Raw genomic sequence first — 22,866 nt, 5'->3', positions numbered from 1 at the left:
CGGCACTGGCCTCATCGCCACGCCCTGACGGGGGCCTCGGTGCGGCACTGGCCTCATCGCCACGCCCTGACGGGGGCCTCGGCGCGGCACCGGCCATGCCGCCGTCCCTGATCAGGAACAGGCCGCGATGAGGTCGCGGTACCAGGCGTACGAAGCGCGCGGCGTCCGCTTCTGTGTCGCGTAGTCGACGTGGACGAGGCCGAAGCGCGGATGGTAGCCCTCGGCCCACTCGAAGTTGTCCAGCAGCGACCACACGTAGTAGCCGCGTACGTCGATGCCGTCGTTCATCGCCGCCCGTACGGCACCGATGTGCGCGTTCAGGAAGCCGATCCGGGCGGTGTCGTCGAGCGACTCGTCGTAGGAGCAGCCGCTCTCGGTGATGTACACCGGCGGCAGCGCGGCGCCGTACCGCTCCCGCAGGTCGACGAGCAGCCGGTGCAGGCCGTCCGGGACGACCGGCCAGCCCATGCCCGTCGTCGGGAAGCCTTTCAGGTCCCGGATCGCGAACGGCAGGCCGTCGTCGTCGGGGGCCGCGACTCCGGTCGGGTTGTAGTAGTTGACGCCCAGCGCGTCGATGGGCGCGGCGATGACCTCCAGGTCGCCGTCCCGGACGTGGGCCAGGTCCAGGCCGAGGCCGGGGTAGCGGCCCAGCAGGATCGGGTCGGTGAACTGCCAGTTCAGCAGGGCGTCGAAGGCCACGGCCGCCGTGACGTCCTCGGGGCCGTCGCCGGCCGGCCAGGCGGGCGTGTAGTGATTGGCGACCCCGATCCGGGCCGCCCCTTCGGCGCGCAGGGCGGTCGCGGCGAGGCCGTGGGCGAGCAACTGGTGGTGGGCGGTGGGCAGGGCGTCGAGCATGAGCGTCCGCCCCGGCGCGTACAGGCCGAAGGCGTAACCGTAGGACATCACGACCATCGGCTCGTTCAGCGTGATCCACAGGTCGACCCGGTCGGCGAGCCGTTCGGCGACCAGCGCGGCGTACTCGGCGAACCGGTGGGCGGTGTCACGGTTCATCCAGCCGCCCTCGTCCTCCAGCGGCTGCGGCAGGTCCCAGTGGTACAGCGTGGGCACGGCCGCCACCCCGCGTGCGGCGAGGCCGTCGACGAGCCGGTCGTAGAAGTCCAGGCCCTTGGGGTTGGCGGAGCCGCTGCCGGTCGGCTGGACCCGAGGCCAGGCGATGGAGAAGCGGTACGCCTGGGCGCCGAGCCCGGCGATCAGGTCGAGGTCCTCGGCCCAGCGGTGGTAGTGGTCGCAGGCGACGTCGGCGGTGTGCCCGTCGCGTACCCGGCCGGGCTCCCGGCAGAAGGTGTCCCACGTGGACGGACCCCGGCCGTCCTCCGTCGTCGCGCCCTCGATCTGGTACGCCGACGTCGCGACGCCCCATTGGAAGTCAGGGGGGAACACAGGCGGCCTCCGCTGAACGTGAATGGCTCTCGGATCCTACGCGCCGGTAGCACCGTCGGAAAAGGCATGATTGAACGCGTGACGACGGATAGCTCGGCGCTGCGTCGCCGACCTGCACAACGACGGAGTGCCGAACGAGTCCAGCGCATGCTGGACGCCTGTGCGGAGATCCTCGACGAGTCCGGGTACGACGGCCTGTCCACCACCAAGATCGCCCAGCGGGCGGACGTCGCGATCGGCTCGGTCTACCAGTTCTTCCCCGACAAGAAGGCCATCGCCCAGCAACTCGCGCTGCGCAACCTCGACATGTTCGGTGACCGGGTGGCGGAGGCGCTCGAGGAGGAAGAGTTCGCGCACTGGTACGACGCCGTCGGCGTCGTGATCGAGATCTTCGTGGGCATGCACCGGACGGTCCCGGGCTTCCGCGTCCTGCGCTTCGGGGACATCGCCGACGTCCACCTGCTCGACGTCGCGGCCGAGAACAACGCCGTCGTCGCCGACCGGCTGAAGGCGCTGCTCGTCTCGGCGTTCGAACTGCCGGACAACGGGGAGTTCGCGACCGCGCTTGCCGTCGCCGTCGAGGCGGCGGACGCCGTGCTCAAGCTCGCGTTCCGCCACGACCCCGAGGGCGACCCGGCGCTGCTCGCCGAGGTGAAACGCCTGATCCACGGGTATCTGGCGGATCACCTCGACGGCCGATGAACGACGCGGGCCCGTCCCCCGATACGGGACGGGGCCCGCAGGTGGCGTCTGTCGGGGATGAAACCCGGCCGCGTGAACGGGGACCGGGCCCGCGCCGTGCCTGTGCGGTCCGGGGGCCGGTGCGTCGGCGATGGCGCCCGGCCGGACCGTCGGGTCGGCGGGCCGGTGCGCCGAAGGCGGCGCCCGGCCCAGCGGTCAGGTCAGCGGCGGAGAAGCCGCCAGGCGCCGGGCAGCAGCCCGGCGGCGAGAGCGATCTTGATCGCGTCACCGATGAGGAACGGCCGCACGCCCAGGCTCAGCGCCTTACCCAGGTCGCTGTGGGTCCAGGCCATCAGCCACGGCACTCCGGCGGCGTAGATCACCGCGAGGCCGAGTGCCATCGTGCCCACGGTCCGCAGCGGCGACCGGTCACCACCGCGCGCGGCCAAAGCGCCCACGACGGCCCCGGCGAGGACGAAGCCGATGATGTAACCGAACGACGCCATGTGCCAGCCCGAGGCACCCTCGGCGAACCACGGCACGCCGACCATTCCGGCGAGCGCGTACAGCACCATGGCGGCGGCACCCCGGCCGAGCCCGAGCGCCGCCCCGGACAGCAGCACGGCGAACGTCTGGCCGCTCACCGGCACCGGCGTTCCCGGGATGGGCACGCTCACCTGCGCGGCGATCCCGACGAAGACGGCCGCGCCGACGACGAGCGCGACGTCACGAACCAGCCGACCCGGCACCAGATCGCCGAGGACGGCCGGACGGGTCGCCACAGCCTGCGTGTTGGACACGAAGTACCTCCCTTTCGAGGGCTATCGCGCTCATTGTCGCTTCTAGGGGCCGCTCTCGGCGGTCGGTGGTCCCGCCAAAAGATGCCACCCCGGCTTTGTAATCCCCCTCGCGCGCCGCTGGAGGCCCGTGCCACGAGCCGTCGGAGCACACGGCCTATCGGTCGAGCTCCGCCAGGAATGTCCAGTCGTCGCAGCCATCCCAGTAGACGTGGGTGGCCGGGGAGATACCCAGCCGCCGCAGGGCCGCCGCGAACGCCGGGATGGCCACGGCGGATTCATGCGTCTTGGGTACGAGGAACTCGACCCGGTGCCCGTTCTCATCGGGCTCGCGGGGGTCGGCCTTGCCCTGGACCGCCTGCTCGATCTCGGCGATCGCCTCGTCCGACACGGGTTCACCCGCCGGAGTTTGCAGGATGATCTCGTAGTCGATCTGCTGGTCCTCGCCGAAGGGCCGGACCTCGGGCGAGATCACGCCGAGCAGTTGCTCCAGGGCGAGCAGGCCATCGTCGGCGAAGATGTAGGACGTCGCGAAGACCTCGCGCAGCCGGTCACGGTCCACCGGCGGCGCGCCCGCCGCCCGGGCCCAGGTCGTGATCCGGTCGAGCAGGTCCTCGTCCTCGGCCGATCGGACGTCGGGCGCGGGCAGGTCGAGCTCGCCGGCCGCCCATTCCGGATTGATATAGGCGGTCCACTGCGACTCGCCGTCCAGATGGCCGGTGACCTCGGCGTAGTCGCTGTCGCAGACCACCGACAGCAGGGCGGGGCCGGGGACGTCCGTGAGCGCGGCCCGCAACTGGTCGTGGTGACGGATGTCGTCGGCGAGGTAGGTCCAACCGGCGACGGCCACGGCGACGCGCTCACGGTCAAGAAGCGGCTCGTGCCCATCGGCCGGGGTGCGGAACGCCAGGTAGGCCGCCCAGGTGCCCATGTCATCGCCCTTCATCGCAGGTGTGGCGGCACCGTAGCGGCCAGATCCGACATTCACCGGGCCCTCGGCGTGGCGGAGCCGGGCCGCTTATCGTCGTCCGTCGGTGACGACGGACAGCAGGACGTCGACCAACCGGTCGGCCGCGTCGGGACGGCCCATCTCGCGGGCCCGCTGCGCCATCGTCGTACGCCGCGCGGGGTCGGTGAGCAGGGGCTCCATGGCGGCGCCCAGGTCCTCCGGCGTGGGCTCACCGACCAGCGCCACGGCGGCGCCGACCTCCTCCAGGTGGCGCGCGTTGTGCGCCTGTTCGTCACCCGCGGAGGAGGCGAGGGGGATGAGGACGGACGCCTTGCCCAGGGCGGTCACCTCCGCGATCGTGCCCGCACCGCTCCGGGAGATCACCACGTCGGCCAACGCCAGGACGTCGGGCAGTTCCGGACCCATGTAGCCGGTCAGCAGGTAGCGCGCCGCGGCCTCGTCCGGCAGGCCCGCGGTGTGCTGCCGCACGTCGGCGACCTTGTCCGCGCCGCACTGGTGGATGACGTTGGCGTGGGACAGCAGCCACGGGAGGATGGCGGCGACGAGGGTGTTGATCTGCGCCGCCCCCTGGGCGCCGCCGGTGACGTACACGGTCGGACGGCGCGGGTCGAAACGGTGCAGGCCGAGCGCCTGGATCGCCTTGTCCGGCTGTCCTGCCAGCACCTCGGGCCGCACCGGGTTGCCGGTCACCACCGTCGTCGAGCGCACGGCCTCGGAGAGCAGCGGCAGCGTGGACTCCGAGGACACGGCGACTCGTGTCGCCCGGCCGGCGAGGGACCGGTTGGCCAGACCGAGGCGGACGGTCTGCTCGTGGACCACCAGCGGACGGCGGCGCATGCTGGCCGCCAGACCGACCGGAACGGCGACATAGCCGCCCGTGGCCAGCACCACATCGGGCCGGAATCTCTTGACGATCCGGCGAGCCTGGAGCACACCCAGCGGCACCCGCAGCATGTCCCGCACATTGGCCGGCCGGAGCATCTTCAACGGGTTGCTCGACCGGCGGATCTTTCCGGTGGCCACCGAGGCGAACCGGATGCCCTCACCGGCCGCGACGCGGGATTCCAAACTGTCGGCGGTCCCCACCCACAGGACCTCCAGCCTCCGGCCGGAGGCTGCGAGCCTGGCCTGCAGCGTGCGTACTGCGGTGAGAGCGGGGTACGTGTGGCCGCCCGTCCCACCACCCGTGACGATCAGGCGGAGAACCTGATCCGGAGCGGACGGGAGACGGCCGGCGGTGTCGCTGTACACGGAGAGAGCGCCAATCTGATCACGTGGACGGAATCCATGCCACGCTACAAGCGATCAAGACGTTCCCTCCCGACAACGGAAGATCGCCTCGGTGTCAACCCCAGCCGTGGAGGGCGAGGGGCGTGCCGGTCAGGTAGGCGTTGATGCCGGCGGCCGGGTAGCCGATGGTGTTGGACGGCAGGACGGCCGGGTCGCACCACAGGAGCTTGCCGCACTTGTGGGGTTCGGCGTTGTACGGCTCGCCTTCCCATCGGGCGGTCGCGAAGAACATGCCGACCTGGGCGAGGTCGGGCCGATGACAGTGGTGGACGACGGCGGCAAGCCGCAGGTCGGCGGGATCGATCCGGACACCGACCTCCTCAAGCACTTCCCGGACGGCGCCGTCGGCGACGGATTCCCCCTGCTCAAGGTGACCGCTGGGCAGGTGGAACATGCCGTCGCCGTTACCCGGTGCCCTGGCGTTCCAGAAGCAGGATCTCGTCGCCGCGCTCCAGGATGACGTGCACGTCGATGATCGACCGATACCGCTCCGGCATGCGCCCCCTGCTCACATAAAGACGATTCCGAAAATGCGCCGCAGCATGGCCGTATCTCGCGGCCGGGCGTTGCGACTTGTGATCGCTCAGGCCTTTATGACCTCGATGACCTCGACGCAGTTACCTTCGTTGCCGCTACGGGTGGACTTCCGCCACTCGTCGGCGGTGAGGAGTTTGTCCATTACAGCGCCTCCATGGCCTCTCTGATCAGTTGCAGGGAGGGGGTGACAGGTAGGGCTACCTGTCCGATCCGGTCGTATCTGTCCCAGTATTCTCTGACCTCGGAGGGGGAATCCACAAGGCGTCCACGGCCGGGTGCTTCGGTATAGGCGACGTCGCCGGCCTCTCCGTAGATCAGGGTGAAGCTCCCACTGAAACCAGCGTGAGCGCCGGAAGACCGGGGAACGACTCTGATGCCCACGTTGGGGCGCTCGGCCATCTCCAGGACATGTGCAAGCTGGTCGCGCATGACCTCGGTCCCGCCTACCGGCCAGTTGAGGGCGTTCTGCGATAGCAGGACATAGATGCTCGGCGGCGGCGTCTTGTCGAGAATGGCCTGCCTGGCGATCCTCCGCTTCACCTGATCTTCGGCATCCGCAGTGCCGAGCTCCTTGATGAGGGCTGCCGCGTACTCCGGGAGCTGTAAGAGGCCAGGGATGGCTAGAGCCTCGTACGCCTTGACCACCGACGCGGCGGCCTCGTACTCGAGATATTCGCGAAACCACTCTCTCGAGCCGTCCCGCTTGGCGTACCTCACCAGCCGGGTGAAGTGCTCCCCGAGATCCCAGTGCGCATCGAGCTTCTTGGCGTCCTCTTCTTTGATCTTCCTGCGGCCCGCCATGATGTTGGAAACATTGGAGTAGCTGCGATTCAGCAGCCGTGCTACGGCCGCGTAGGACATTCCGGACTTCTTAGTGTGGAAACGCAGGTCGATTGTGATCCAATCCAATATCGACGAGTCCGGATCGAGCTTGATCTCGCTTGCCATTCACGTCACCGGCCTTTCCAACTACCCCGGGAATCGTAGCCACCTATCCAGCGGCCGGTCCAGACTTCTTGGCATTACGCGGAACGAAATCGGATGCCAGGGGGTGACCAGAGTGAGGACCAAAGCGCGAGAATCCCTACGGCTGTACCCCGTGCCGTCCTCGGCCGGTGAGGCGCGCAGATGGATCAAGCAGACGCTGCAAGACCATGGGCGCGAGGAATGGCTGGATAACACCACGCTGATCGTCTCGGAGCTGGTCACCAACGCGTACCGGCACACGCAACGACCGGCGACCCTCTACTACAGCGAGTGGGAGTGCCGCCCCTGGATCGAGGTAGTGGACGAGTCGGCCATCTTTCCTGATTTCCACACCGTCGACACCTTGGGAGAGACCGGACGAGGTCTCAAGGCGGTATCCAGACTGTCTGTCATATGTGGTTATTGCCGCATAGAGAGCTCGAGCTTCATGGGGAAGGTGGTCTTCTCCGCGCCGAGAAAGGATCACACCAGCCCCTAAGACCGTGGCGCCGATGCCTCGGAACTCAGCGCCCATAGTGGGTGGCGAGTCTCTCGATTGTGTGGAGTTCCTGGTCGATTTTGGCGAGGGCGGCGCGGCGGTCATGTGGCCGGCTTTCGCTGGGCAGGGAGGCCTGCGCGCGCCGGTGTTCAAGATGGGCCAGCAGGGTCTCGCTGCCCAGGCGGCGGGCGGCGAAGGCTACAACGACTGTGGCGGATTGCATCAGGCACCAGCCCGGCCGGAGCCTGGCGTCCATCGCGTCCTCGTGGCCGGCGGTGTCCTGCACCAGCAGGCGCAAGTACTCGCCGCGTCGCTCGATGACACGCACGTGGGCGACGCCGGGTTCGTAGCGGGGGAGGGCGTGTTCCAGGTCCGCGATGACCTGCCACACCGCGTCGAAGGGGGCGGCGATGCGGCGCTGCCGGACGGCGGCGCCGGGCAGGGCGGCCGCGAGAACGGTGAGGCGGTCGATCGGGTCGATATCGGGGAGCGCCACGGGATCGTTCATGATTCCCACTCCTCCCGGAACGCGGCCCGGGCTCGATGCAACCGGGATTTCACGGTTCCTGTCGGGATCCCCAACGTGGTGGCGATCTCTTGTTCGCTGAGGCCTTCCCGGGTACGCAAGATCAGCACGACGCGCTGGGAGACCGGCAGACGCGCCAGGGCGTCATCGATGTCCACCAGCCCTTCGCGAGAAGAGTCGTGGCGGTCCATGAGCGTTCCCTCCGCAGGGACCTCCAGGTCATGCTGGCGGGCGAGCCGGATCGCCGTCCGGACTGCGACCGACCGTACCCAGGTCATGATCGCCTCAGGGGCGCGCAGCGAAGGCAGGCCCCGGAAGATCGCCAGCAGGGCCTCCTGCGTCGCATCGTCGGCCGCCGCCGGGGCGATCCGCGCGCACAGGCGGCGGACATAGGGGGCCAGCTCGTCGAGAAGCCGGTCCAACGCGAGCGCGTCCCCCTGCTGAGCCGCCGCGACGTTCTCCGGGTCCACGTTAGGAAAGTTAGCCGGAACCTCCCAAAGGTTCCCCGCCACTTTCCCGTTAGGAGGACACCGCACAGAGAGGCCTGTCTTGTGAAACCAGACCTGATGATCGTCGGCTCGGGGCTCACCGGGCTCACCGCCGCCATCGAGGCAGCCGAACGTGGCCGGCAAGTGACCCTCGCCGAGGCACATTCCCGGCCCGGCGGGCGGGCGCGCTCGCTGGAGGCTCCCTACCGAGCCAACGCCGGTCCCCACGCGATCTATGTGGACGGGCCATGGTGGGCCTGGCTGGAGCGCCGCGGTCTCACGCCGCCCATCGTGGAGGCACCACGCCTTCCCAGCCTCGTCCGGGCCGGAGGCCGGTTCGGCCCGTGGCCGGCCGGGCTCAGCGAGGCCATCGCCGCGCTGCCCGACGAGGCGCCGGCCGAGGAATCGTTCCGCGCATGGCTGCTCCGGCACGTCGACGCGAAGACGACGGAGGCGATCGTCGGAGTGGCTTTCATCTTCACCTTCGACCACGACCCCGGGCGGCTTTCGGCCGAGTTCGTCCACCAGCGCCTTCGCCGGTCGCTTGCCGGCGGCGCCCGGTACGTGGTCGGCGGATGGTCCACCCTGGTCGATCTTCTCGTCGAGCGGGCCGCCGGCCTCGGCGTGCGGATACGCACCGGGACACGGATCCCCGCCCTGCCCGCGGGCCCGACGATCCTGGCCACCAGCCTCGCCACAGCGAGCCGGCTGACCGGCGACAGATCGCTTACCTGGCCCAGCGCCCGCGTGGCAACGTTCGACCTGGGCCTGCGGGCCGACGGCGGCCCGGACTGGTTCCGGGTGATCGACCTGGATGACCGGATCTACGCCGCCCGTTACAGCCTCGCCGACCCCACCTTGGCCCCGCCCGGGCATGATCTGATCCAGGTCGCCGCCGCATGCGCCCCCCACGAGCGAAAGACCGACGCCGAACGCCGAGTGCAGCGTCTTCTCGACCAGACCTGGCCCGGCTGGCGCGCTGCGGCGGAGTGGCACCGCAGCGCCCTGCGTACGGACTGCACGGGGGCCGTGGACCTGCCCGGGACGACATGGCGCGACCGCCCAGCCGTCGGCCGCGGCAATACCCTCACCGTGGCCACCGACCAGTCCGCCGCGCCCGGACTGCTCGCCGAGGTCGGAATCTCCGCTGCGCGACTGGCCCTCCAGCAGCTCAGCGAAACCGGGAGTCACGACAGGTCGTTGCGGTGTTAGAGCCAGCCCTGGCGTTGGGCGGTGCGTACGGCTTCGATGCGGCTGCGTGCGCCGGTCTTGCGGATCGCGGCGGACAGGTAGTTGCGCACCACGTATCCCCCTGCTCAAGGTGACCGCTGGGCAGGCGGAACATGCCGTCGCCGTACCCGGGTGCCCTGGCGTTCCAGACTGCGGTCGGGTTCTTCGGCGGAACCATCCCCGGGACATTGGGGAATCAGAGTCGACCGTAGTCCCTCCGAAAGGACCCTTGATGACTCTGCTTCATCGGCGAGGCAGCTTCGCGGCACGGCTCGGCGCTCTTGCGGCGGCATCGGCCACGGCACTGGCCATCGGCGCGTCCGTGGCCTCGGCCGCGCCCGTCAAGCCCGGTCCCGGCTGGCACCTGTCCGCGATCCCGGTCAAGGGCATGGCGAACCTGACCAGCGTCGTCACCACCGGGCGTACCGAGGCCTGGGCCGGCGGCTTCAAGGTCAGTAGCATCGTCGGCCATCCCTCGACCGCACTACGGCGCGACTTCGTCGGTGCGGCTGCGAGGCGACCGGCCGCGGCCGCCGATCCGTGCCAGGAAGAGCAGCAGATGTTCCCGACATTGATGTTGCGCTGGAACGGGCACTCCTGGGCTTCGGTGACCATGCCTACCGTCGGCCGTATCAACGCCCTCACCGCCACGGGCCGCAACGACGTCTGGGCCACCGCGGACTGCGCGATGCTGCACTGGGACGGGCGGCGCTGGACCTCGATGAGCTACCCGACCATCCCCGGCGTGGAACAGTCGTCCGGGGAACTCGTCGGCGCCGGGGGCCCGAAGGACGCCTGGCTCATCGGCGGCACCTACGATTCCCGCACCGGCGTTTCACGAGGGTACGTCCGGCGGTGGAATGGCCGCCAGTGGCAGCCCATGGCGCTGCCTGAACTGGGCAACAACTTGGAGCTGTCCGGCATGGCCGTCCGCAACGCGCACGACGTCTGGGTCGCCGGTACCGACTTCACCGGCAGCGACCAGCATTCAGAGCACTTGGTGATCCTGCACTGGAACGGCCGCACCTGGCAACGGCTGAAGGAACCCGCGATCAGCAACCGGTGGACCAGGCGAGTGGAAGCCGTCCGGGCGCTATCGGCTAACGACGTCTGGGTGGTCGGTGCCGGGCAGGCCGGATCCCACGGTGGGGACCGTCTGCCGATCGTGCTGCACTGGAACGGCCACGAGTGGTCCAGCACCAGCGTCCCGGACGGTCCCGGAGAGGTCAACGACCTGGTGCAGAACGGCCGGAGCCTGTGGGCGGTCGGCGACACGTATCAGCCATATGACATGTACACGGTGCGCTGGGACGGAAAGCGCTGGACACGCGGCTCGGTCCCCCAAGCCGGAACCGGGGGCATCAACGGCGCCGCCGCCATACCGGGCGGCGGGATGTGGACCGTCGGCGCCACCGGTGACTCGAACAATGACACCGGCCCCTACCCCTTCATCGCACGCCACGCATAACTTCGGTGGGCACGGAGCACCGGACGCGGTCACCCGTCCGGTGTCTTTCCTGAATCAACGGGCCGACCAGCGGCGGCACCACGTCGTCGATGGTGGAGCCGGATTCTAGAGCCAGCCCTGGCGCTGGGCGGTGCGTACGGCTTCGATGCGGTTGCGGGCGCCGGTCTTGCGGATCGCCGCGGACAGGTAGTTGCGCACCGTCCCCTCTGACAGGTGCAGTTTCCGCGCCACGTCGCCGATGGTGGAGCCGTCGGCCGCGGCGGCCAGTGCCTCGCGCTCGCGGGGGGAGAGGGGGTTGGGGCCGGCGCTGAGCGCGGCGGCCGCGAGTGCCGGGTCGATCACCCGTTCGCCGGCGAGGACGCGCCGGATCGCCGCCGCCAGTTCGCGGGCAGGGCTGTCCTTGACCAGGAACGCCGACGCGCCCGCCTCCATGGCGCTGCGCAGGTAGCCGGGACGGCCGAACGTCGTCAGGATGATCACGCGGCAGCCGGGCAGCGCGTCGCGGAGGGCGGCGGCGGTGTCGATGCCGTTCCGGCCCGGCATCTCGATGTCGAGCAGCGCCACGTCGGGGCTCGTCCGGACGGCGACGGTGAGCGCCTCGTCGCCGTCGGCGGCCTCGCCGACCACTTCCATGTCGTCCTCGAGGTTCAGCAGGGTGGCGAGCGCGCCCCGGACCATGCCCTGATCCTCGGCCAAAAGTACGCGAATCATCCCGTCATTCCCTCGAACACCCGATGACCCTCTCACGCGGACGAGGCCGGCGCGTCGAGTGGAGCGTGTACGACCAACCGGAAGCCTCCGGCCGGGCCTGGACCGGACTCGATGGATCCGCCGACCTCGGCCACGCGCTCGCCGAGCCCCGTCAGCCCGTTCCCGCCGACGTCCGTGGGATCGTCCGTCGCGGCCGGCCCGGACCCGTCGTCGATGATCTGCAGGACGGCGCCTCGGTCGCGGCGGGTGATCGAGATGCCGGCGGTACGGGCGCGGGAGTGCCGGACGATGTTGGTGACGCCCTCGCGGACCGCCCAGGCGAACAGGTCGTCGAGTCCGTCCGGCAGCGGCGTGCCGGAGGTGCTGATGGACGGCTCGATGTCGGCGGCGGCCAGGACGCCACGGGCGTTGTCGAGCTCCTCGGCGAGGCTGCGCCGCCGGTACCCGGTGACGGCTGCGCGGACGTCCGTCAGACCCTGCCGGGCGACCGTCTCGATGTCCTTGATCTCCGCCAGGCTCCTGGCCGGATCGCGGTCCGCGATCCGCACCGCGACCTCGCTCTTCAAGACGATGAGTGAGAGCGTGTGGCCGAGTAGGTCGTGCAGGTCGCGGGCGATGCGGAGTCGCTCCTCGTTCGCGGCCAGCCGGGCGACCTCGCTCCGTGCCTCCTGCAGCTGGACGATCAGCATCCGGCTGCCCCGGAAGCCCAGCAGGATCAGGCCGATGCTCAGCGTCTGGAAGGTCAGGAAGGGGAGCGTCGTGCCGGACACATGCGTCGCCCAGCCGAGGGCCGCCGTCAGCGCGGTGGCGACCAGGACGCCGCGCAGGGCCCACGAGGGCGGCAGCGTCATGGCGTAGGCGACGCCCAGGTAGATCGGCAGGCCGTCCCACTGACCCCCGAGCAGCAGAGGGAAGCCGATCGCCATGGCCGTGACGATCCAGAGCAGGACCCAGGTGCGGCGGGTGGTCTCCGGGCTCCCCAGTCTGTTGCTGAGGGCCAGGGCGAGGAAGAACCCGACGAACGCCGCAAAGGCGACCAGGGACACCACGATGCGCGTCGTCGAGTGTTCGTGCTGCAGCAGTCCGGCCAGAGGCCAGAAGAAGAGGTAGACCAGGCCCATCGATATCCACACGAGACGGGGCCACCGAGGCGGTGTGGTGGCCCCGTCGTCGCCTTGCGGCAGGAAAGCGTTCATCAGGAGCGCACGGTAGCGCGGCGGTACGCCGCGAGGGCGAGGACGCCGAGGAGGAGTCCCCACCCGGCCAGCACGAGCCCGTCCGAGGCGGACGGCAGGTGCCCGCCGACGATGCTCCAGCCCAGCCCGGCGAACCGGTTGGAGGGCAGCCAGTGCGCGACCTGCCGCAGCGTCTTGGGCAGCGTGTCGATCGGCATCCACAGTCCGCCGAGGATGGACAGCGTGAAGTAGCAGACCAGCGTCACCGGCTGGGCGGCGTCGGCGCCGACGAGCGAGCCGATCAGTGTGCCGAGCGCGGCGAACGGCAGAGTGCCGAGCCACATCACGGCGATCATCCCGGCCCACTCACCGGCCGACAGGTGGACGTGCTGCGTCAGTACGCCGGCGAGCCCGACCAGGATGATCGCCGGAAGCGCGAGGAACATCGACGCGACGATCTTCGCGGTGATCACGGCCCAGGGGCGCAGCGGGGTCACCTGGAGTTGCCGGAGCCAGCCGCTCTGCCGTTCGAACGCGAGCCGGGCCCCGGTCGTCGTCAGCGCGGCCCCCACGGCGCCGTACGAGGCCATCGACACCAGCAGGTAGGCGCGGACGTTCAGATTCGTGCCGGAGACGGAGCCGCTGCTCTTGCCGTAGACGTTCGCCCACAGGAGGTAGAAGGCGACCGGGATGGCCATGGTGAAGAAGATGAAGCGCCGGTCGCGGATCGTGCGCCGGATCTCCACGCTCAGATAGCGAAGCATCGCGTAGGTCCTTTCCGAGAAGTTGCCCGTGAGAGCGATGGGTCAGCGGTCGCGGGTGAGGGAGACGAAGGCGTCCTCGAGGTCGGCGCCCTTCACCTCCAGGCCGGTGACGCGCAGGCCCGTGGCGTACAGCGCCTCGACGGTCGCGTCCGGGTCGGTGGTCCGCAACTGCGCGATCGGCCCGCGGATGTCGACCGTGTGCACGCCCGGCAGGGCGTCGAGCCCGGCCGTGGCCTGGTCGCCGATCGTGAACCGGACGGTGGCGGTGCCGACCATCGCCTTGATCTCCTGCGGGGTGCCGTCCGCGACGACCCGGCCCCGGGCGATGACGATGACCCGGTCGGCGTTCTCGTCCGCCTCCTCCAGGTAGTGGGTGGCGAAGAGGATCGTCCGGCCGGTGCCGGCGTAGTCCCGCATGCTCGCCCAGAACGACCGGCGGGACTCGACGTCCATCGCCGCCGTGGGCTCGTCCAGGACCAGCAGCCGGGGCGCGCCCGCGATGGCGATCGCGAACCGCACCCGCTGCGCCTGCCCACCGGACAGCCGGTCGATCCGGCGCCCGGCGATGTCGGTCAGGCTCGCCAGCTCCAGGATCCGCTCCAGCGGCATCGGGTCGGGGTACATGCTCCGGACGAAGGAGACGACCTCGCGGACGGTCAGGCCGGGGACGAGGGTGCCGTCCTGCAGCATCGCGCCGACCTGGCCGTGCTTGACGGCGGTGTCGGGGGTCTCGCCGAAGAGGCTGACCTCGCCCGCCGTCGGCCGTACGAGGCCGAGCAGCATTCCGATCGAGGTGGACTTGCCGGCCCCGTTCGGGCCGAGCAGCGCGACGGTGCTGCCGGCGTCGATCGTGAGGTCCAGCGCCTCGACGGCGCGGACCGTTCCGTAGCTCTTGGACACCCCGGTGAAGGCGATCGCGTTCATGGTGAGAACGCTAGATTCCCGCCGGTCAGCGCCCTAGTGTGCTCGATCCTCGGTTCGCGATGACATTTGTCATCGCCGTTCCGATGACCGAGGTCGTACGAGCCCCTTGTCGTAGGCGAAGATCACCAGCTGGACCCGGTCGCGGGCGTGCAGCTTCGTCATGATCCGGTGCACGTACGTCTTGGCGGTGGCGGGACTGAGGTGCAGCTTCGTGGCGATCTCCTCGTTCGTCAGGCCGATGGCGATCTGCAGCAGCACCTCCCGTTCCCGCTCGCTCAGCACGTCCAGGTCCTTGGACCCCGGCTCCGGCTGCTGCGGCTGCGCCGCGAACTCCTTGATCACCCGGCGGGTCAGTCCCCGGCCGAGAAGTGCCTCCCCGGAGGCGACGACCCGGATCGCGTCCAGGAGGTCGTCCGGATCGGTGTCCTTCAGCAGGAATCCGCCGGCGCCGGCCCGCAGAGCGCCGAAGATGTACTCGTCGTGCTCGAACGTCGTGAGGATCAGGACGTGCACGGTGGACAGCGCCGGGTCGGTCGTGATCCGGCGCGTGGCCTCGATGCCGTCCATTCCGGGCATCCGGACGTCCATGAGGACCACGTCGGGCACCGTGGCGCGGGCCATCTCGACGGCGCGGGCGCCGTCGGCGGCCTCGGCCACGACGTGCATGTCCTCGGTCGAGTCGATGAGCATCCGGAACCCTGCCCGTACGGTGGTCTGGTCGTCGGCCAGCAGGACACGAATCGTCATCGCGATGCCTCCTTCAGCGGCAGACGCGCGTGTACACGGAACCCGCCGCCGGGGAGCGCCGTGGTGTCCAGGCGGCCCCCGATGGCGGTGACGCGTTCGCGCATGCCCTGGATGCCGATGCCGCCGCCCTCGACGATGGAGGCCTGAGCGCCGTCGTTCACGACGGTGACATCCAAGTGATCGTTTGCACAGATGACGGCGACGATGACCCTGGTGACGCCTTCGGCATGCCGGGTGATGTTGGTCAGGCTCTCCTGGACGATGCGGTACACCGTGAAGCCGACGATCGCCGGGATGCCCGGGTCGATCATGGACTCCTTCAGCGTCACCGGCACGCCGCTCACGCGTGACTGCTCGATGAGCGCCTCGAGGTCGCCGAGTCCGCGCTCGGGGCTTTTGAGCGGTTCGGTGCCCTCCCGTAGCAGGCTCAGCGTGCTGCGGATCTCCCGCAGCGCCGAGTTGCTGACCTCGCTGATCGTCCGTAGCGCGTCGCGCCCCGACCTCGGGTCGCGTTCGATGATCCGGGAGCTCACGGACGACAGGACATTGATCGACATGAGCGCGTGGCCGACGATGTCGTGCAGCTCCCGGGCGATGCGCACGCGCTCCTCCGCGACCCTGCGCCGCGCCTCTTCCTCGCGGCCGCGCTCGGCCCGCTCGGCCCGCTCCTCGACGTCACGGACGTACGTCTTCTGCGTCCGCACCCACGCGCCGGTGAGAACCGCGAACACCACCCAGCCGAGGTTCACGACGTTGTGCAGGGTGTACGACGGGATGCTCTCGGCCACCTGGGCGACGGCGAACCCGATCAGGATCGTCAGCACCGTCGCCGCCAACGCCACGCTGCGGGAGCAGTAGCGGCCCACCGCGTAGAGGGCGACGAAGGTCGCCGGGGTGACGGGGTAGGACCGCCGCAGCAGCATCGACGTCATCCACGTCAACAGCAGACACCCGGCGAGTGTTATCAGTGGGAAGCGTTTCTTCGCGAGCAACAGGGTGGCGTTCGCTGCGCCGAGCGGGATCGTGAGGTGCAGATTGCCACTGCTGTGAATGTAGGGAATGAAGGCTGCGAACACTCCGGCCGACAGAATGACGTCGGCCAGACTCACGCGTACACCGGCCCTCGCCGGCGACCCCCTCACAGTCACATTCCGATCATCGGTCGATACTTGCCTTGCCAACCCCAAAAGAGGGCAAAGCCGCAGGTCAACCGGGGGTGTACGGGGAAGTGTCAACCAGAGGTGGACGGAATGCCGTCTCCGTCTCACGTACCGTAGCTACTGCAAGAACACGGACCACCCTATACGGCCGACGCGTCGCGATGAATTGGGGGATTCAACGGGGGACGCGATGCGATGGCCGGATCCGCAGGCTTGGATCTGTACCCGTCCAGGCCGCGCAGGAAGGTGAACGTCCGCGGGTTGAGCTTCTTTGGGGGAAGGGGCCTACCCGCGGGCGTTCACTCATTTGTGGACTTGCTCAGATTCCCCCCAGCACCTCGTACCGTACCGGGATGACGCCCGAGAGCACCCCTCCGACCGCCCGCATCGCCGCCGTGGACAGGTCCAGGCAGCGGCCCGGCACGAACGGCCCTCGGTCGTTGATCCGTACGATGACGGACCGGGCGTTGCCCAGGTTGATGACGCGGACCAGCGAGCCCATCGGCAGCGTACGGTGCGCCGCGGTCAGCGCCTGCGGATCGAACGGCGCGCCGCTCGCGGTCGCCGGGCCCGTCCCGTAGAACGACGCCTCGCAGGACCCCTGGGCCACCACCTTGGTTCGCGCCGGCCGGCGAGTCCTCTTCTTCGACGTACGGTGTCGCGTGGACCGGGCCCGGAGCGGGCCGCGGCGCTGCGTCCGGCTCGCCCTGCTGGCCCGTTCGGGAGCGATCGGCGGGGCCGCGGGGGCCACCGCCGCCCCGACGTCCGCCCGGGGCGCGGACCGGCCGGACCCGATCAGCGTCGCGACGACGGCCGCGAGCAGGGCCGTGGCCAGTCCCGCGATCGCGAGCAGGCGCGTACGGAGATGCGTGAATCGATGGACCCGGCGGTGTCGGCCCGAACCACCCACAGAGCGTCCTTCGGTAGGGGACAGGACATCGGGCCCCGGCCGGAGGCCGGTAAGGCCCGAGCGGTGCCGCGCCCGGAGGCGTCGCGCACAAGTCCCCGACGATAGGGGTAGCGCCCGGTGATCGTGGGTAACTCACCGTTTTCGGCAGGTGTCCCGTCGCCGCGAATCGACCTCCGAGGGTGGCGGAGCCGGGCCACCCGGCGGTGAGGAGCCGGGCTACCCGGCGGTGACGGGAGACCGGCCACCCTACGGGGGTGGGCCAGCGCGTGTCTGGTAGATCTCGTTCGCGCAGCCGGACAGCGGATTTGTCAGACCCCTACTCCGCGGCGCCGTCGGCGATCGCCGCGTGGACCTCCGCCCGGCGCTCGGCCAGCTCACGCTCGTGCTTGGCCCGGTCGACCTCCTCGGCGATCTCCTCGTCCTGCTTCATCAGCGCGACGAGGTCGCCCTTGGCGGCGTCGAGCACGCCCATGTCGGCGTAGGCCTTCTGCACCTTGTCGCCCCACAGGCCGATGTCGCGGACGCACGGGACGATCCGGCTGAACAGCAGCGACTGGTACAGCGAGTAGATCGGCCCGTTGTCGACGTACTCCATGCACTCCTTGACCGGCATCCCGAGGTTCTCGAAGATCTCCCTGCCCTTGAACCGGTCGCGCATGAGGTAGCAGCCCTCGACGACGAACTCCTCGCGCTCCGCCCGCTCCTTCGATGTCAGCTCGGCGTAGTAGTCCTTCAGCGCCAGCCGGCCGAACGCGACGTGCCGCGCCTCGTCCTGCATGACGTACGCGAGGAGCTGCTTGACCAGCGCGTTGCTCGACATGTCGCGGTAGAGGCCGAAGGACGCCAGGGCCAGGCCCTCGATGAGGACCTGCATGCCGAGGTAGGGCAGGTCCCAGCGGCCGTCGGTCAGCGACTCCTCCAGCAGCTTCGCGAGGTCCTGGTTGATCGGGTAGTACATGCCGAGCTTCTCGTCGACGAACTTCTTGTACAGCTCGACGTGCCGCGCCTCGTCCATCACCTGGGTGGCGGCGTAGAACTTGGAATCGAGATCCGGCACCGACTCGACGATCCGCGCGGAGACGGTCAGCGCGCCCTGCTCCCCGTGCAGGAACTGGCTGAACAGCCAGGCGCCCTGGTGACGGCCGAACTCATCGCGCCCGTCCTGGGGCATGCGTTCCCAGATGTCGGACCCGACGAGCGGGTTGAACTCGTCCGGCAGCCCGGCGACGTTGTTGACGTCGACCGGCAGGTCCCAGTCGATGCGCTTCTGGGCATCCCACTGCTTGTCCTTGCCCTTCTGGTAGAGGGACAGCAGGCGGTCACGGCCATCGTCGTACTCCCACGAGAACCGCGCGGCGCCGGCGGCGGGCACCTCCCACGTCATCTCGGGGACAGGAGTGGTGTAGCGATCGCGCATCGTCATCGGGGGACCTCCCGAGGGGGTTGGCTTTACATTTGTTGGTAGCACGTAAAGCAGATGACGTCGAGGCCGTTACCGGAACATGTCCATGAGGCTCTCGCCGCGCGGAGTACGCGACACCCGCACCTGACGTCCGTTCCGCTCGCGCTGGACCAGGCCGATGGCCGCCAGCCGCTCGCAGTGGTACGTGACCGCGCTCGGCGCCAGCTCCATGAGGGCCGCCAGCTCTCCCATCGTCCGTGGCTGCGCCAGAGCGCCCAGCACGTGCGCGCGCACGGGGCCGAGCAGAAGCTCGAGGGCGTCCTCGCGGACCGATTCGGGCTCGCCGCGGAACAGCCGTTCCACACCCGGCATCGGATAGCCGATCCACACGGCGTCGGTCCGGTCGAAGTTGCAGATCAGCGCGCCGCCGCCGGACAGCATCGGGACCAGCACGAGCGGCCGGTCGCCGAGCTCGAACCGGGTCGGCTCCGGGTCGCTGATCCCGAGGACGCCGTCCTCGTACCGGCTGCGCGGATGCAACCCGCCGAGGACCACGTCGAGCCGACCGCGTACCGCCGCGACGCCCACCCGCTCGACCTCACGGTGGAGCAGCGGGCGAGCCTGCTGCCACAGCGGCCGCACCGCCGACCAGGCCTCCCTCGTGGCCTCCGCGTGGCGGTGCAGCCAGTGCCGCGGGTGCTTCACCACCGATCCCCAGTCCGCAGGCGGGCGTCCCCCGAAAACGCTTTCCATATCCGTCCGGAGCTCATCGGCGGAGATGCCATGCAGCCGCTCGATGAGGTCCGTGACGGGAGCCTCCGCCACCGGGTTGATCGGCGTCACGGACTCCGGCACCACGGAGCGCCCCGGCACCACGATGGGCCGGATCGCCGCCGCGTTGGGAGGCGAGATCGAGGCGCGGATCCGATGACGCCAGCGTTCCGGAGCCCCTCGGTGCCGCCCGAAGGCGTCGGTCGTGAGAGCCAGCACCGAGATGTACGGATCGAGCGCCACGCGGACGCGTGCGGCCTCGAATCCCCCGATATGCAGTTCGGTCATGGTTGGATGAGTTCCGAGCACCGTTTCCCCGTTCCGTGTTCTCGTCGGATCTGGGACGTCTGCATCCATGATGGGGTTCCGTGATCGCTCACGGCACGGTTCCTGGAACTTTGCTCCGGGCCGTTCAGGTCTCGCGCGCGGCGAAATACACGGCGGCCATGTCCTCGTCGCCGTGGCCCAGCTCGACGGCGCGGCGCAGCTGATCGCGTACGGCCTCGGCAACTCGGAGATTCGCCCCGGAGGACCGCCCGTCGGCGGCGACCAGGGCGGCGTCCTTGGCGGCGCTGGTCGCCTTGAAGCTCGGCGTCAGCTCACCGGCCAGGACCGCCTTGCCCTTCATCTGGGCGTACTGCGAGTCGAGAGATCCACCCGCGATCGTCTCGAAGAACAGCCGCGGATCCAGGCCGAACGCCTCCGCCAGCGCGATCGCCTCGCCCGTGGCCGCGGTCAGCGCGAGGACCCAGCTGTTCAGGACCAGCTTCATGCGCGACGCCTCCGTGCCCTGGCCCAGCCACACCGTACGAGAGCCGATCGCGCCGAACACCTCCTCCGCGCGCGCGTCGCGGGGACCGGAGGCGAGGACGATGAGCGCCCTCTCCTCGGCGGGCTTGCGGCTGCCGAGCACGGGACAGTCGATGAAGGGCACGTCGCGCTTGCCGGCGAGGTCCGCGAGGCGGTCGGCGGCTTCGGCTCCGACGGTGCTCATCTGCGCCCACACCGCCTCTTCCTCCATCGCCGGGAGCACTCCGGCCATGACGTGCTCGACGGTCTCGCCGTCGTGGAGCATCGTGACGACGACGTCCGCACCGTCGGCGGCCTCGGCGGGCTCGTCGCACACCCGTGCGCCGTCCGCGGCGAGAGGCTCGGCCTTGGCCCGTGTGCGGTTCCACACGCGTACCAGGTGCCCGGCGCCCAGCAGGTTGCGGGTGATCGGCTCGCCCATGATCCCGGTTCCGAGTACGGCGACGGTGAGCTCGTTCATGCGTGGGCTTTACCCAGAGCGCGGGGCGACGATCCGGGTTCGCCCGATATTTCCCCCACGCGATACCGGCATTTCCCGTACGTGACACCGGCCTCGGCGGGAGTCGGGCCTCGGTGGGAGTCGGGCCTTGGCGGACTCAGGCGTTGGCGGGATTCGGGCCTCGGCGGGATTCGGGCCTTGGTGGGGTTGGGTCTTGGCGGGAGTCAGGCCGACAGGCGCCGGGCGAGCTGTCCGGCGGTGCGGCGCATGATGGGCACGACGTCCTCGATCACCTCGTTGGTGAGGCGGCCGTGCGGCCCGGATACCGAGATCGCGGCCGAAGCGGGCGTGCCGGTCACCGGAACGGCGACGCACCGCACGCCGATCTCCGGGGTTGGTTGGTCGGGGCTGGTCGGTCGGGCAAGATAGCGTGTCGCTTCCTCGAAACGATCGCCGAGCCGTGGTTACGGTCGGCGATCTTGCGGTAGGAGTGGGAGCGATCACCTCACGGGCTCCCAGCCCGTCCCCCCGGAGGCAGACCGGCGTGCGTCTGGGGGGAGCTCGATGAAGGCGGTTTCCAGGACGGTTCTGACCGCGATCGGTACCACCGCGATGACCGTTCCGGCGGTCACGTGGGCGGTCCCGTTGCCGGGGCAGGTCTCGTCCGCCTCGGCGGCCAGCGTTCCGGTGGCCGCGTCGCCCGATCCGTCCGTGGCGGCTCCCGGCCGCGAGGTGCGTCTTGAGCCGGGCCGCGAGGTGCGTCTCGAGACCACCGTGCGAGTCGTCGCGGTGATGCCCGGGGCGGTCGATTACGCGATCACGGTACGCCCGGTCGGGGGCGCGGCGATCGGCGCGCGGCTGGTGCTGACGACCGTACGGCCCGCGGCCTGGGATGATTCCGAGACAGACTGCGCGACCATCCGGTCGGAGACCGTGCTCGGCTGCGACCTCGGCGACCTCACGGCGGCGCGAACACTTTACGTGTCGGTACGGACGGGCGCGTCCGTGCCGATGCAGCCGCCCGTCACGGTGGAGGCGAGCGCGGTCAACGCCCCGCGCCGTTCGATGATGGCGCTCCGGACCGTCCGGCTTCCGGCCGACGGTTCGCTCACCTGGCCCGTCTCCACGGAGGTCGCCTCCGACGGCGCTTCCGAGCTGGGCGCGGAATCACCGTTCACCTCCACCGGCCCCGGCGGCTCCCCGGCGGACGCGTCCACCGCACCCGCCGGTTCGCCGGCACCCGCATCCCCCGATTTCACCGGGCACGCCATCTCCCCGGCCGCCCCCTCAACGTCCAACCGACCCGCGCGTCCGGTTGGTCCGGCTGCGGGTGGCAGTCCCGCGCGCCCGGTCAGTCCGGTCGCGGGCGGCAGTTATGGGGGTCCGGCCGGCTCGGCCGAGGGCGCGAGCCATGCGCGCCCAGGCGGCTCGGCCCAGGGCGCAAGCCATGCGCGCCCAGGCGGCTCCTCGGTACCGGCGTCGTCCGGTCTCACGGGCCAGGCCATGCCGCCCGCCCGCTCCTCGACGTCGAAGGGTTCCCCAGCCGCCGCGCCCGCGGATGCCTGGTCTCTGGGGCCGTTCGCCGCGTTCCCAGGACGGTCGTTGCCGGTCGCGACCGGCGGTGCAGCGGCCTTGTCGGCTCCGCGAGCGGCCGGCTCTCACGGCACGGCGGCCTCATCGCCGACGGTGCCGCGAGGGGGCGCCATGCCTGGACGGATGTCCGCGACGGCCTCACCGTTGGCAGTGCCGCGGGGTGCCTTGCCTGGACGGGTGTCCGCGCCGGCCCCACTGTCGGCAGTACCGCGGGGTGCCTCGCCTGGACAGACGTCTGCAGCGGCCTCGCCGTCGACGGCGCCGGGAGGGGGCGCCCCCGGCGGGCGGGCGTCCCGCAACGCGGCGCCGGCGAGTGCCGGGTCCGCCTCCGGCGCCGCGGCGGGAGATGGGCGCGCGAAGACGGCGCGACGCCGGGCCGGCGCGGTGCCGCAGCGTCCCCCCGCGGGCGCTGTCCCGAACGGCCGGCCCGCGCGACTCGCCGCACTGGCCGGGGCACGCCCCGCCGCGCCGGTGCCGGCTCCGATCTCCGCGCCCGCCTCGACCCCGGCGGTGGGTGCGCCGCCCGTGGTGGGCGCGCCGTCCGCAGCCGGCGCGGGACAGGCACCGGGCGGCGCCGTGAAGACCGGCACGCTTATCAGGGCTAAGT

The 22,866-nt window shown here is 70.2% G+C and carries 25 protein-coding genes and 1 pseudogene; 4 read left to right on the top strand and 22 right to left on the bottom strand.

Annotation, left to right across the window (positions count from 1 at the left end):
• Nucleotides 1-111: 111 nt before the first annotated feature.
• Nucleotides 112-1,401 (bottom strand): GH1 family beta-glucosidase, encoded by a 1,290-nt coding sequence (locus ACQP2O_RS53900; RefSeq protein ID WP_433178383.1) that lies wholly within the window; start codon nucleotides 1,399-1,401, stop codon nucleotides 112-114.
• Between the two features lie 147 nt (nucleotides 1,402-1,548).
• On the opposite strand from ACQP2O_RS53900, the gene ACQP2O_RS53895 reads away from it, so the two are divergent.
• A complete protein-coding gene (locus ACQP2O_RS53895) occupies nucleotides 1,549-2,103 on the top strand; it encodes a TetR family transcriptional regulator (protein ID WP_433178382.1) in 555 nt (184 codons plus the stop codon).
• 200 nt (nucleotides 2,104-2,303) lie between these two features.
• Here the strand turns inward: ACQP2O_RS53895 and ACQP2O_RS53890 are convergent, their stop codons facing one another.
• The 6 genes from ACQP2O_RS53890 to ACQP2O_RS53865 all read right to left on the bottom strand — a co-directional run bounded on the left by ACQP2O_RS53890 (nucleotide 2,304) and on the right by ACQP2O_RS53865 (nucleotide 6,624).
• The gene (locus tag ACQP2O_RS53890) at nucleotides 2,304-2,882 is read right to left on the bottom strand and encodes a biotin transporter BioY (RefSeq protein WP_433178380.1); all 579 of its coding nucleotides are present in this window, start codon (nucleotides 2,880-2,882) and stop codon (nucleotides 2,304-2,306) included.
• A 154-nt stretch (nucleotides 2,883-3,036) separates the two neighbouring features.
• Nucleotides 3,037-3,810: a hypothetical protein gene (locus ACQP2O_RS53885; RefSeq protein ID WP_433178377.1), complete on the bottom strand. Its 774-nt coding sequence runs from the start codon at nucleotides 3,808-3,810 to the stop codon at nucleotides 3,037-3,039.
• Nucleotides 3,811-3,897: 87 nt separating this feature from the next.
• Nucleotides 3,898-5,100, bottom strand: a complete 1,203-nt coding sequence (locus ACQP2O_RS53880; protein WP_433178375.1) for a UDP-N-acetylglucosamine--N-acetylmuramyl-(pentapeptide) pyrophosphoryl-undecaprenol N-acetylglucosamine transferase — start codon at nucleotides 5,098-5,100, stop codon at nucleotides 3,898-3,900.
• Between the two features lie 94 nt (nucleotides 5,101-5,194).
• Complete coding sequence (locus tag ACQP2O_RS53875; protein ID WP_433178373.1) at nucleotides 5,195-5,533, bottom strand: NUDIX domain-containing protein; 339 nt, start codon at nucleotides 5,531-5,533, stop codon at nucleotides 5,195-5,197.
• A 189-nt stretch (nucleotides 5,534-5,722) separates the two neighbouring features.
• A complete protein-coding gene (locus ACQP2O_RS53870; RefSeq protein WP_433178371.1) occupies nucleotides 5,723-5,818 on the bottom strand; it encodes a DUF397 domain-containing protein in 96 nt (31 codons plus the stop codon).
• Entirely contained in the window at nucleotides 5,818-6,624 is an 807-nt protein-coding gene (locus ACQP2O_RS53865) for a helix-turn-helix domain-containing protein (protein WP_433178369.1), read from the bottom strand. Before ACQP2O_RS53865 ends, ACQP2O_RS53870 begins: the two co-directional genes overlap by 1 nt.
• Nucleotides 6,625-6,736: 112 nt before the next feature.
• On the opposite strand from ACQP2O_RS53865, the gene ACQP2O_RS53860 reads away from it, so the two are divergent.
• Nucleotides 6,737-7,141 carry an ATP-binding protein gene (locus tag ACQP2O_RS53860; RefSeq protein WP_433178367.1) on the top strand — a complete coding sequence of 135 codons (405 nt, stop codon included), beginning with the start codon at nucleotides 6,737-6,739 and terminating at the stop codon, nucleotides 7,139-7,141.
• A 25-nt stretch (nucleotides 7,142-7,166) separates the two neighbouring features.
• On the opposite strand, the gene ACQP2O_RS53855 is transcribed toward ACQP2O_RS53860, so the two are convergent.
• Together ACQP2O_RS53855 and ACQP2O_RS53850 are read right to left on the bottom strand one after the other, a co-directional pair.
• Entirely contained in the window at nucleotides 7,167-7,649 is a 483-nt protein-coding gene (locus ACQP2O_RS53855) for a hypothetical protein (protein WP_433178364.1), read from the bottom strand.
• Nucleotides 7,646-8,137: an RNA polymerase sigma factor gene (locus ACQP2O_RS53850; protein WP_433178363.1), complete on the bottom strand. Its 492-nt coding sequence runs from the start codon at nucleotides 8,135-8,137 to the stop codon at nucleotides 7,646-7,648. The genes ACQP2O_RS53855 and ACQP2O_RS53850 overlap by 4 nt, the downstream gene beginning before the upstream one ends.
• A gap of 81 nt (nucleotides 8,138-8,218) precedes the next feature.
• Between ACQP2O_RS53850 and ACQP2O_RS53845 the strand changes: the two genes are divergently transcribed.
• The gene (locus ACQP2O_RS53845; RefSeq protein WP_433178361.1) at nucleotides 8,219-9,367 is read left to right on the top strand and encodes a phytoene desaturase family protein; all 1,149 of its coding nucleotides are present in this window, start codon (nucleotides 8,219-8,221) and stop codon (nucleotides 9,365-9,367) included.
• Nucleotides 9,368-9,617: 250 nt separating this feature from the next.
• Complete coding sequence (locus ACQP2O_RS53840) at nucleotides 9,618-10,853, top strand: hypothetical protein (protein WP_433178359.1); 1,236 nt, start codon at nucleotides 9,618-9,620, stop codon at nucleotides 10,851-10,853.
• Nucleotides 10,854-10,958: 105 nt separating this feature from the next.
• On the opposite strand, the gene ACQP2O_RS53835 is transcribed toward ACQP2O_RS53840, so the two are convergent.
• The 13 genes and pseudogenes from ACQP2O_RS53835 to ACQP2O_RS53775 all read right to left on the bottom strand — a co-directional run bounded on the left by ACQP2O_RS53835 (nucleotide 10,959) and on the right by ACQP2O_RS53775 (nucleotide 22,849).
• On the bottom strand, nucleotides 10,959-11,564 hold the full coding sequence (locus ACQP2O_RS53835) for a response regulator (protein WP_433178357.1): 606 nt from the start codon (nucleotides 11,562-11,564) through the stop codon (nucleotides 10,959-10,961).
• Nucleotides 11,565-11,596: 32 nt separating this feature from the next.
• Nucleotides 11,597-12,760, bottom strand: coding sequence for a sensor histidine kinase (locus ACQP2O_RS53830; RefSeq protein ID WP_433178355.1), 1,164 nt, complete (start codon nucleotides 12,758-12,760; stop codon nucleotides 11,597-11,599).
• Nucleotides 12,760-13,503, bottom strand: coding sequence for an ABC transporter permease (locus tag ACQP2O_RS53825; protein WP_433178353.1), 744 nt, complete (start codon nucleotides 13,501-13,503; stop codon nucleotides 12,760-12,762). The genes ACQP2O_RS53830 and ACQP2O_RS53825 overlap by 1 nt, the downstream gene beginning before the upstream one ends.
• 42 nt (nucleotides 13,504-13,545) lie before the next feature.
• A complete protein-coding gene (locus ACQP2O_RS53820) occupies nucleotides 13,546-14,427 on the bottom strand; it encodes an ATP-binding cassette domain-containing protein (RefSeq protein ID WP_433178351.1) in 882 nt (293 codons plus the stop codon).
• Between the two features lie 69 nt (nucleotides 14,428-14,496).
• Nucleotides 14,497-15,174, bottom strand: a complete 678-nt coding sequence (locus tag ACQP2O_RS53815) for a response regulator (RefSeq protein WP_433178349.1) — start codon at nucleotides 15,172-15,174, stop codon at nucleotides 14,497-14,499.
• On the bottom strand, nucleotides 15,171-16,283 hold the full coding sequence (locus tag ACQP2O_RS53810; protein WP_433178348.1) for a sensor histidine kinase: 1,113 nt from the start codon (nucleotides 16,281-16,283) through the stop codon (nucleotides 15,171-15,173). The genes ACQP2O_RS53815 and ACQP2O_RS53810 overlap by 4 nt, the downstream gene beginning before the upstream one ends.
• Nucleotides 16,284-16,653: 370 nt before the next feature.
• Entirely contained in the window at nucleotides 16,654-17,244 is a 591-nt protein-coding gene (locus tag ACQP2O_RS53805) for a septal ring lytic transglycosylase RlpA family protein (RefSeq protein ID WP_433178346.1), read from the bottom strand.
• A 316-nt stretch (nucleotides 17,245-17,560) separates the two neighbouring features.
• A complete protein-coding gene (locus ACQP2O_RS53800) occupies nucleotides 17,561-18,667 on the bottom strand; it encodes a ferritin-like domain-containing protein (RefSeq protein ID WP_433178344.1) in 1,107 nt (368 codons plus the stop codon).
• A 69-nt stretch (nucleotides 18,668-18,736) separates the two neighbouring features.
• Nucleotides 18,737-19,705 (bottom strand): MarR family winged helix-turn-helix transcriptional regulator, encoded by a 969-nt coding sequence (locus ACQP2O_RS53795; protein ID WP_433178342.1) that lies wholly within the window; start codon nucleotides 19,703-19,705, stop codon nucleotides 18,737-18,739.
• A 124-nt stretch (nucleotides 19,706-19,829) separates the two neighbouring features.
• A complete protein-coding gene (locus tag ACQP2O_RS53790; RefSeq protein ID WP_433178341.1) occupies nucleotides 19,830-20,687 on the bottom strand; it encodes an NAD(P)-dependent oxidoreductase in 858 nt (285 codons plus the stop codon).
• Between the two features lie 203 nt (nucleotides 20,688-20,890).
• Nucleotides 20,891-21,055: pseudogene (locus ACQP2O_RS53785) on the bottom strand (IclR family transcriptional regulator domain-containing protein); the annotation flags it as partial.
• 588 nt (nucleotides 21,056-21,643) lie between these two features.
• Nucleotides 21,644-21,925 carry a hypothetical protein gene (locus tag ACQP2O_RS53780; protein ID WP_433178340.1) on the bottom strand — a complete coding sequence of 94 codons (282 nt, stop codon included), beginning with the start codon at nucleotides 21,923-21,925 and terminating at the stop codon, nucleotides 21,644-21,646.
• Nucleotides 21,926-22,324: 399 nt separating this feature from the next.
• Nucleotides 22,325-22,849, bottom strand: a complete 525-nt coding sequence (locus ACQP2O_RS53775) for a hypothetical protein (RefSeq protein WP_433178338.1) — start codon at nucleotides 22,847-22,849, stop codon at nucleotides 22,325-22,327.
• Nucleotides 22,850-22,866 lie beyond the last annotated feature (17 nt).

Source organism: Actinoallomurus sp. CA-150999, assembly GCF_050942425.1.
Classification (GTDB): Bacteria; Actinomycetota; Actinomycetes; order Streptosporangiales; family Streptosporangiaceae; genus Actinoallomurus.
This window is presented reverse-complemented; position numbering and strand designations above follow the sequence as displayed.

Excerpts from the sequence above, each read along its gene's own strand:
- ACQP2O_RS53870 (WP_433178371.1), bottom strand. The coding sequence starts at position 5,818 with ATGGACAAACTCCTCACCGCCGACGAGTGGCGGAAGTCCACCCGTAGC.
- ACQP2O_RS53815 (WP_433178349.1), bottom strand. The coding sequence starts at position 15,174 with ATGACGATTCGTGTCCTGCTGGCCGACGACCAGACCACCGTACGGGCA.
- ACQP2O_RS53855 (WP_433178364.1), bottom strand. The coding sequence starts at position 7,649 with ATGAACGATCCCGTGGCGCTCCCCGATATCGACCCGATCGACCGCCTC.
- ACQP2O_RS53820 (WP_433178351.1), bottom strand. The coding sequence starts at position 14,427 with ATGAACGCGATCGCCTTCACCGGGGTGTCCAAGAGCTACGGAACGGTC.
- ACQP2O_RS53800 (WP_433178344.1), bottom strand. The coding sequence starts at position 18,667 with ATGACGATGCGCGATCGCTACACCACTCCTGTCCCCGAGATGACGTGG.
- ACQP2O_RS53865 (WP_433178369.1), bottom strand. The coding sequence starts at position 6,624 with ATGGCAAGCGAGATCAAGCTCGATCCGGACTCGTCGATATTGGATTGG.
- ACQP2O_RS53790 (WP_433178341.1), bottom strand. The coding sequence starts at position 20,687 with ATGAACGAGCTCACCGTCGCCGTACTCGGAACCGGGATCATGGGCGAG.
- ACQP2O_RS53895 (WP_433178382.1), top strand. The coding sequence starts at position 1,549 with ATGCTGGACGCCTGTGCGGAGATCCTCGACGAGTCCGGGTACGACGGC.
- ACQP2O_RS53830 (WP_433178355.1), bottom strand. The coding sequence starts at position 12,760 with ATGAACGCTTTCCTGCCGCAAGGCGACGACGGGGCCACCACACCGCCT.
- ACQP2O_RS53795 (WP_433178342.1), bottom strand. The coding sequence starts at position 19,705 with ATGACCGAACTGCATATCGGGGGATTCGAGGCCGCACGCGTCCGCGTG.
- ACQP2O_RS53875 (WP_433178373.1), bottom strand. The coding sequence starts at position 5,533 with ATGTTCCACCTGCCCAGCGGTCACCTTGAGCAGGGGGAATCCGTCGCC.
- ACQP2O_RS53885 (WP_433178377.1), bottom strand. The coding sequence starts at position 3,810 with ATGGGCACCTGGGCGGCCTACCTGGCGTTCCGCACCCCGGCCGATGGG.
- ACQP2O_RS53840 (WP_433178359.1), top strand. The coding sequence starts at position 9,618 with ATGACTCTGCTTCATCGGCGAGGCAGCTTCGCGGCACGGCTCGGCGCT.
- ACQP2O_RS53825 (WP_433178353.1), bottom strand. The coding sequence starts at position 13,503 with ATGCTTCGCTATCTGAGCGTGGAGATCCGGCGCACGATCCGCGACCGG.
- ACQP2O_RS53835 (WP_433178357.1), bottom strand. The coding sequence starts at position 11,564 with ATGATTCGCGTACTTTTGGCCGAGGATCAGGGCATGGTCCGGGGCGCG.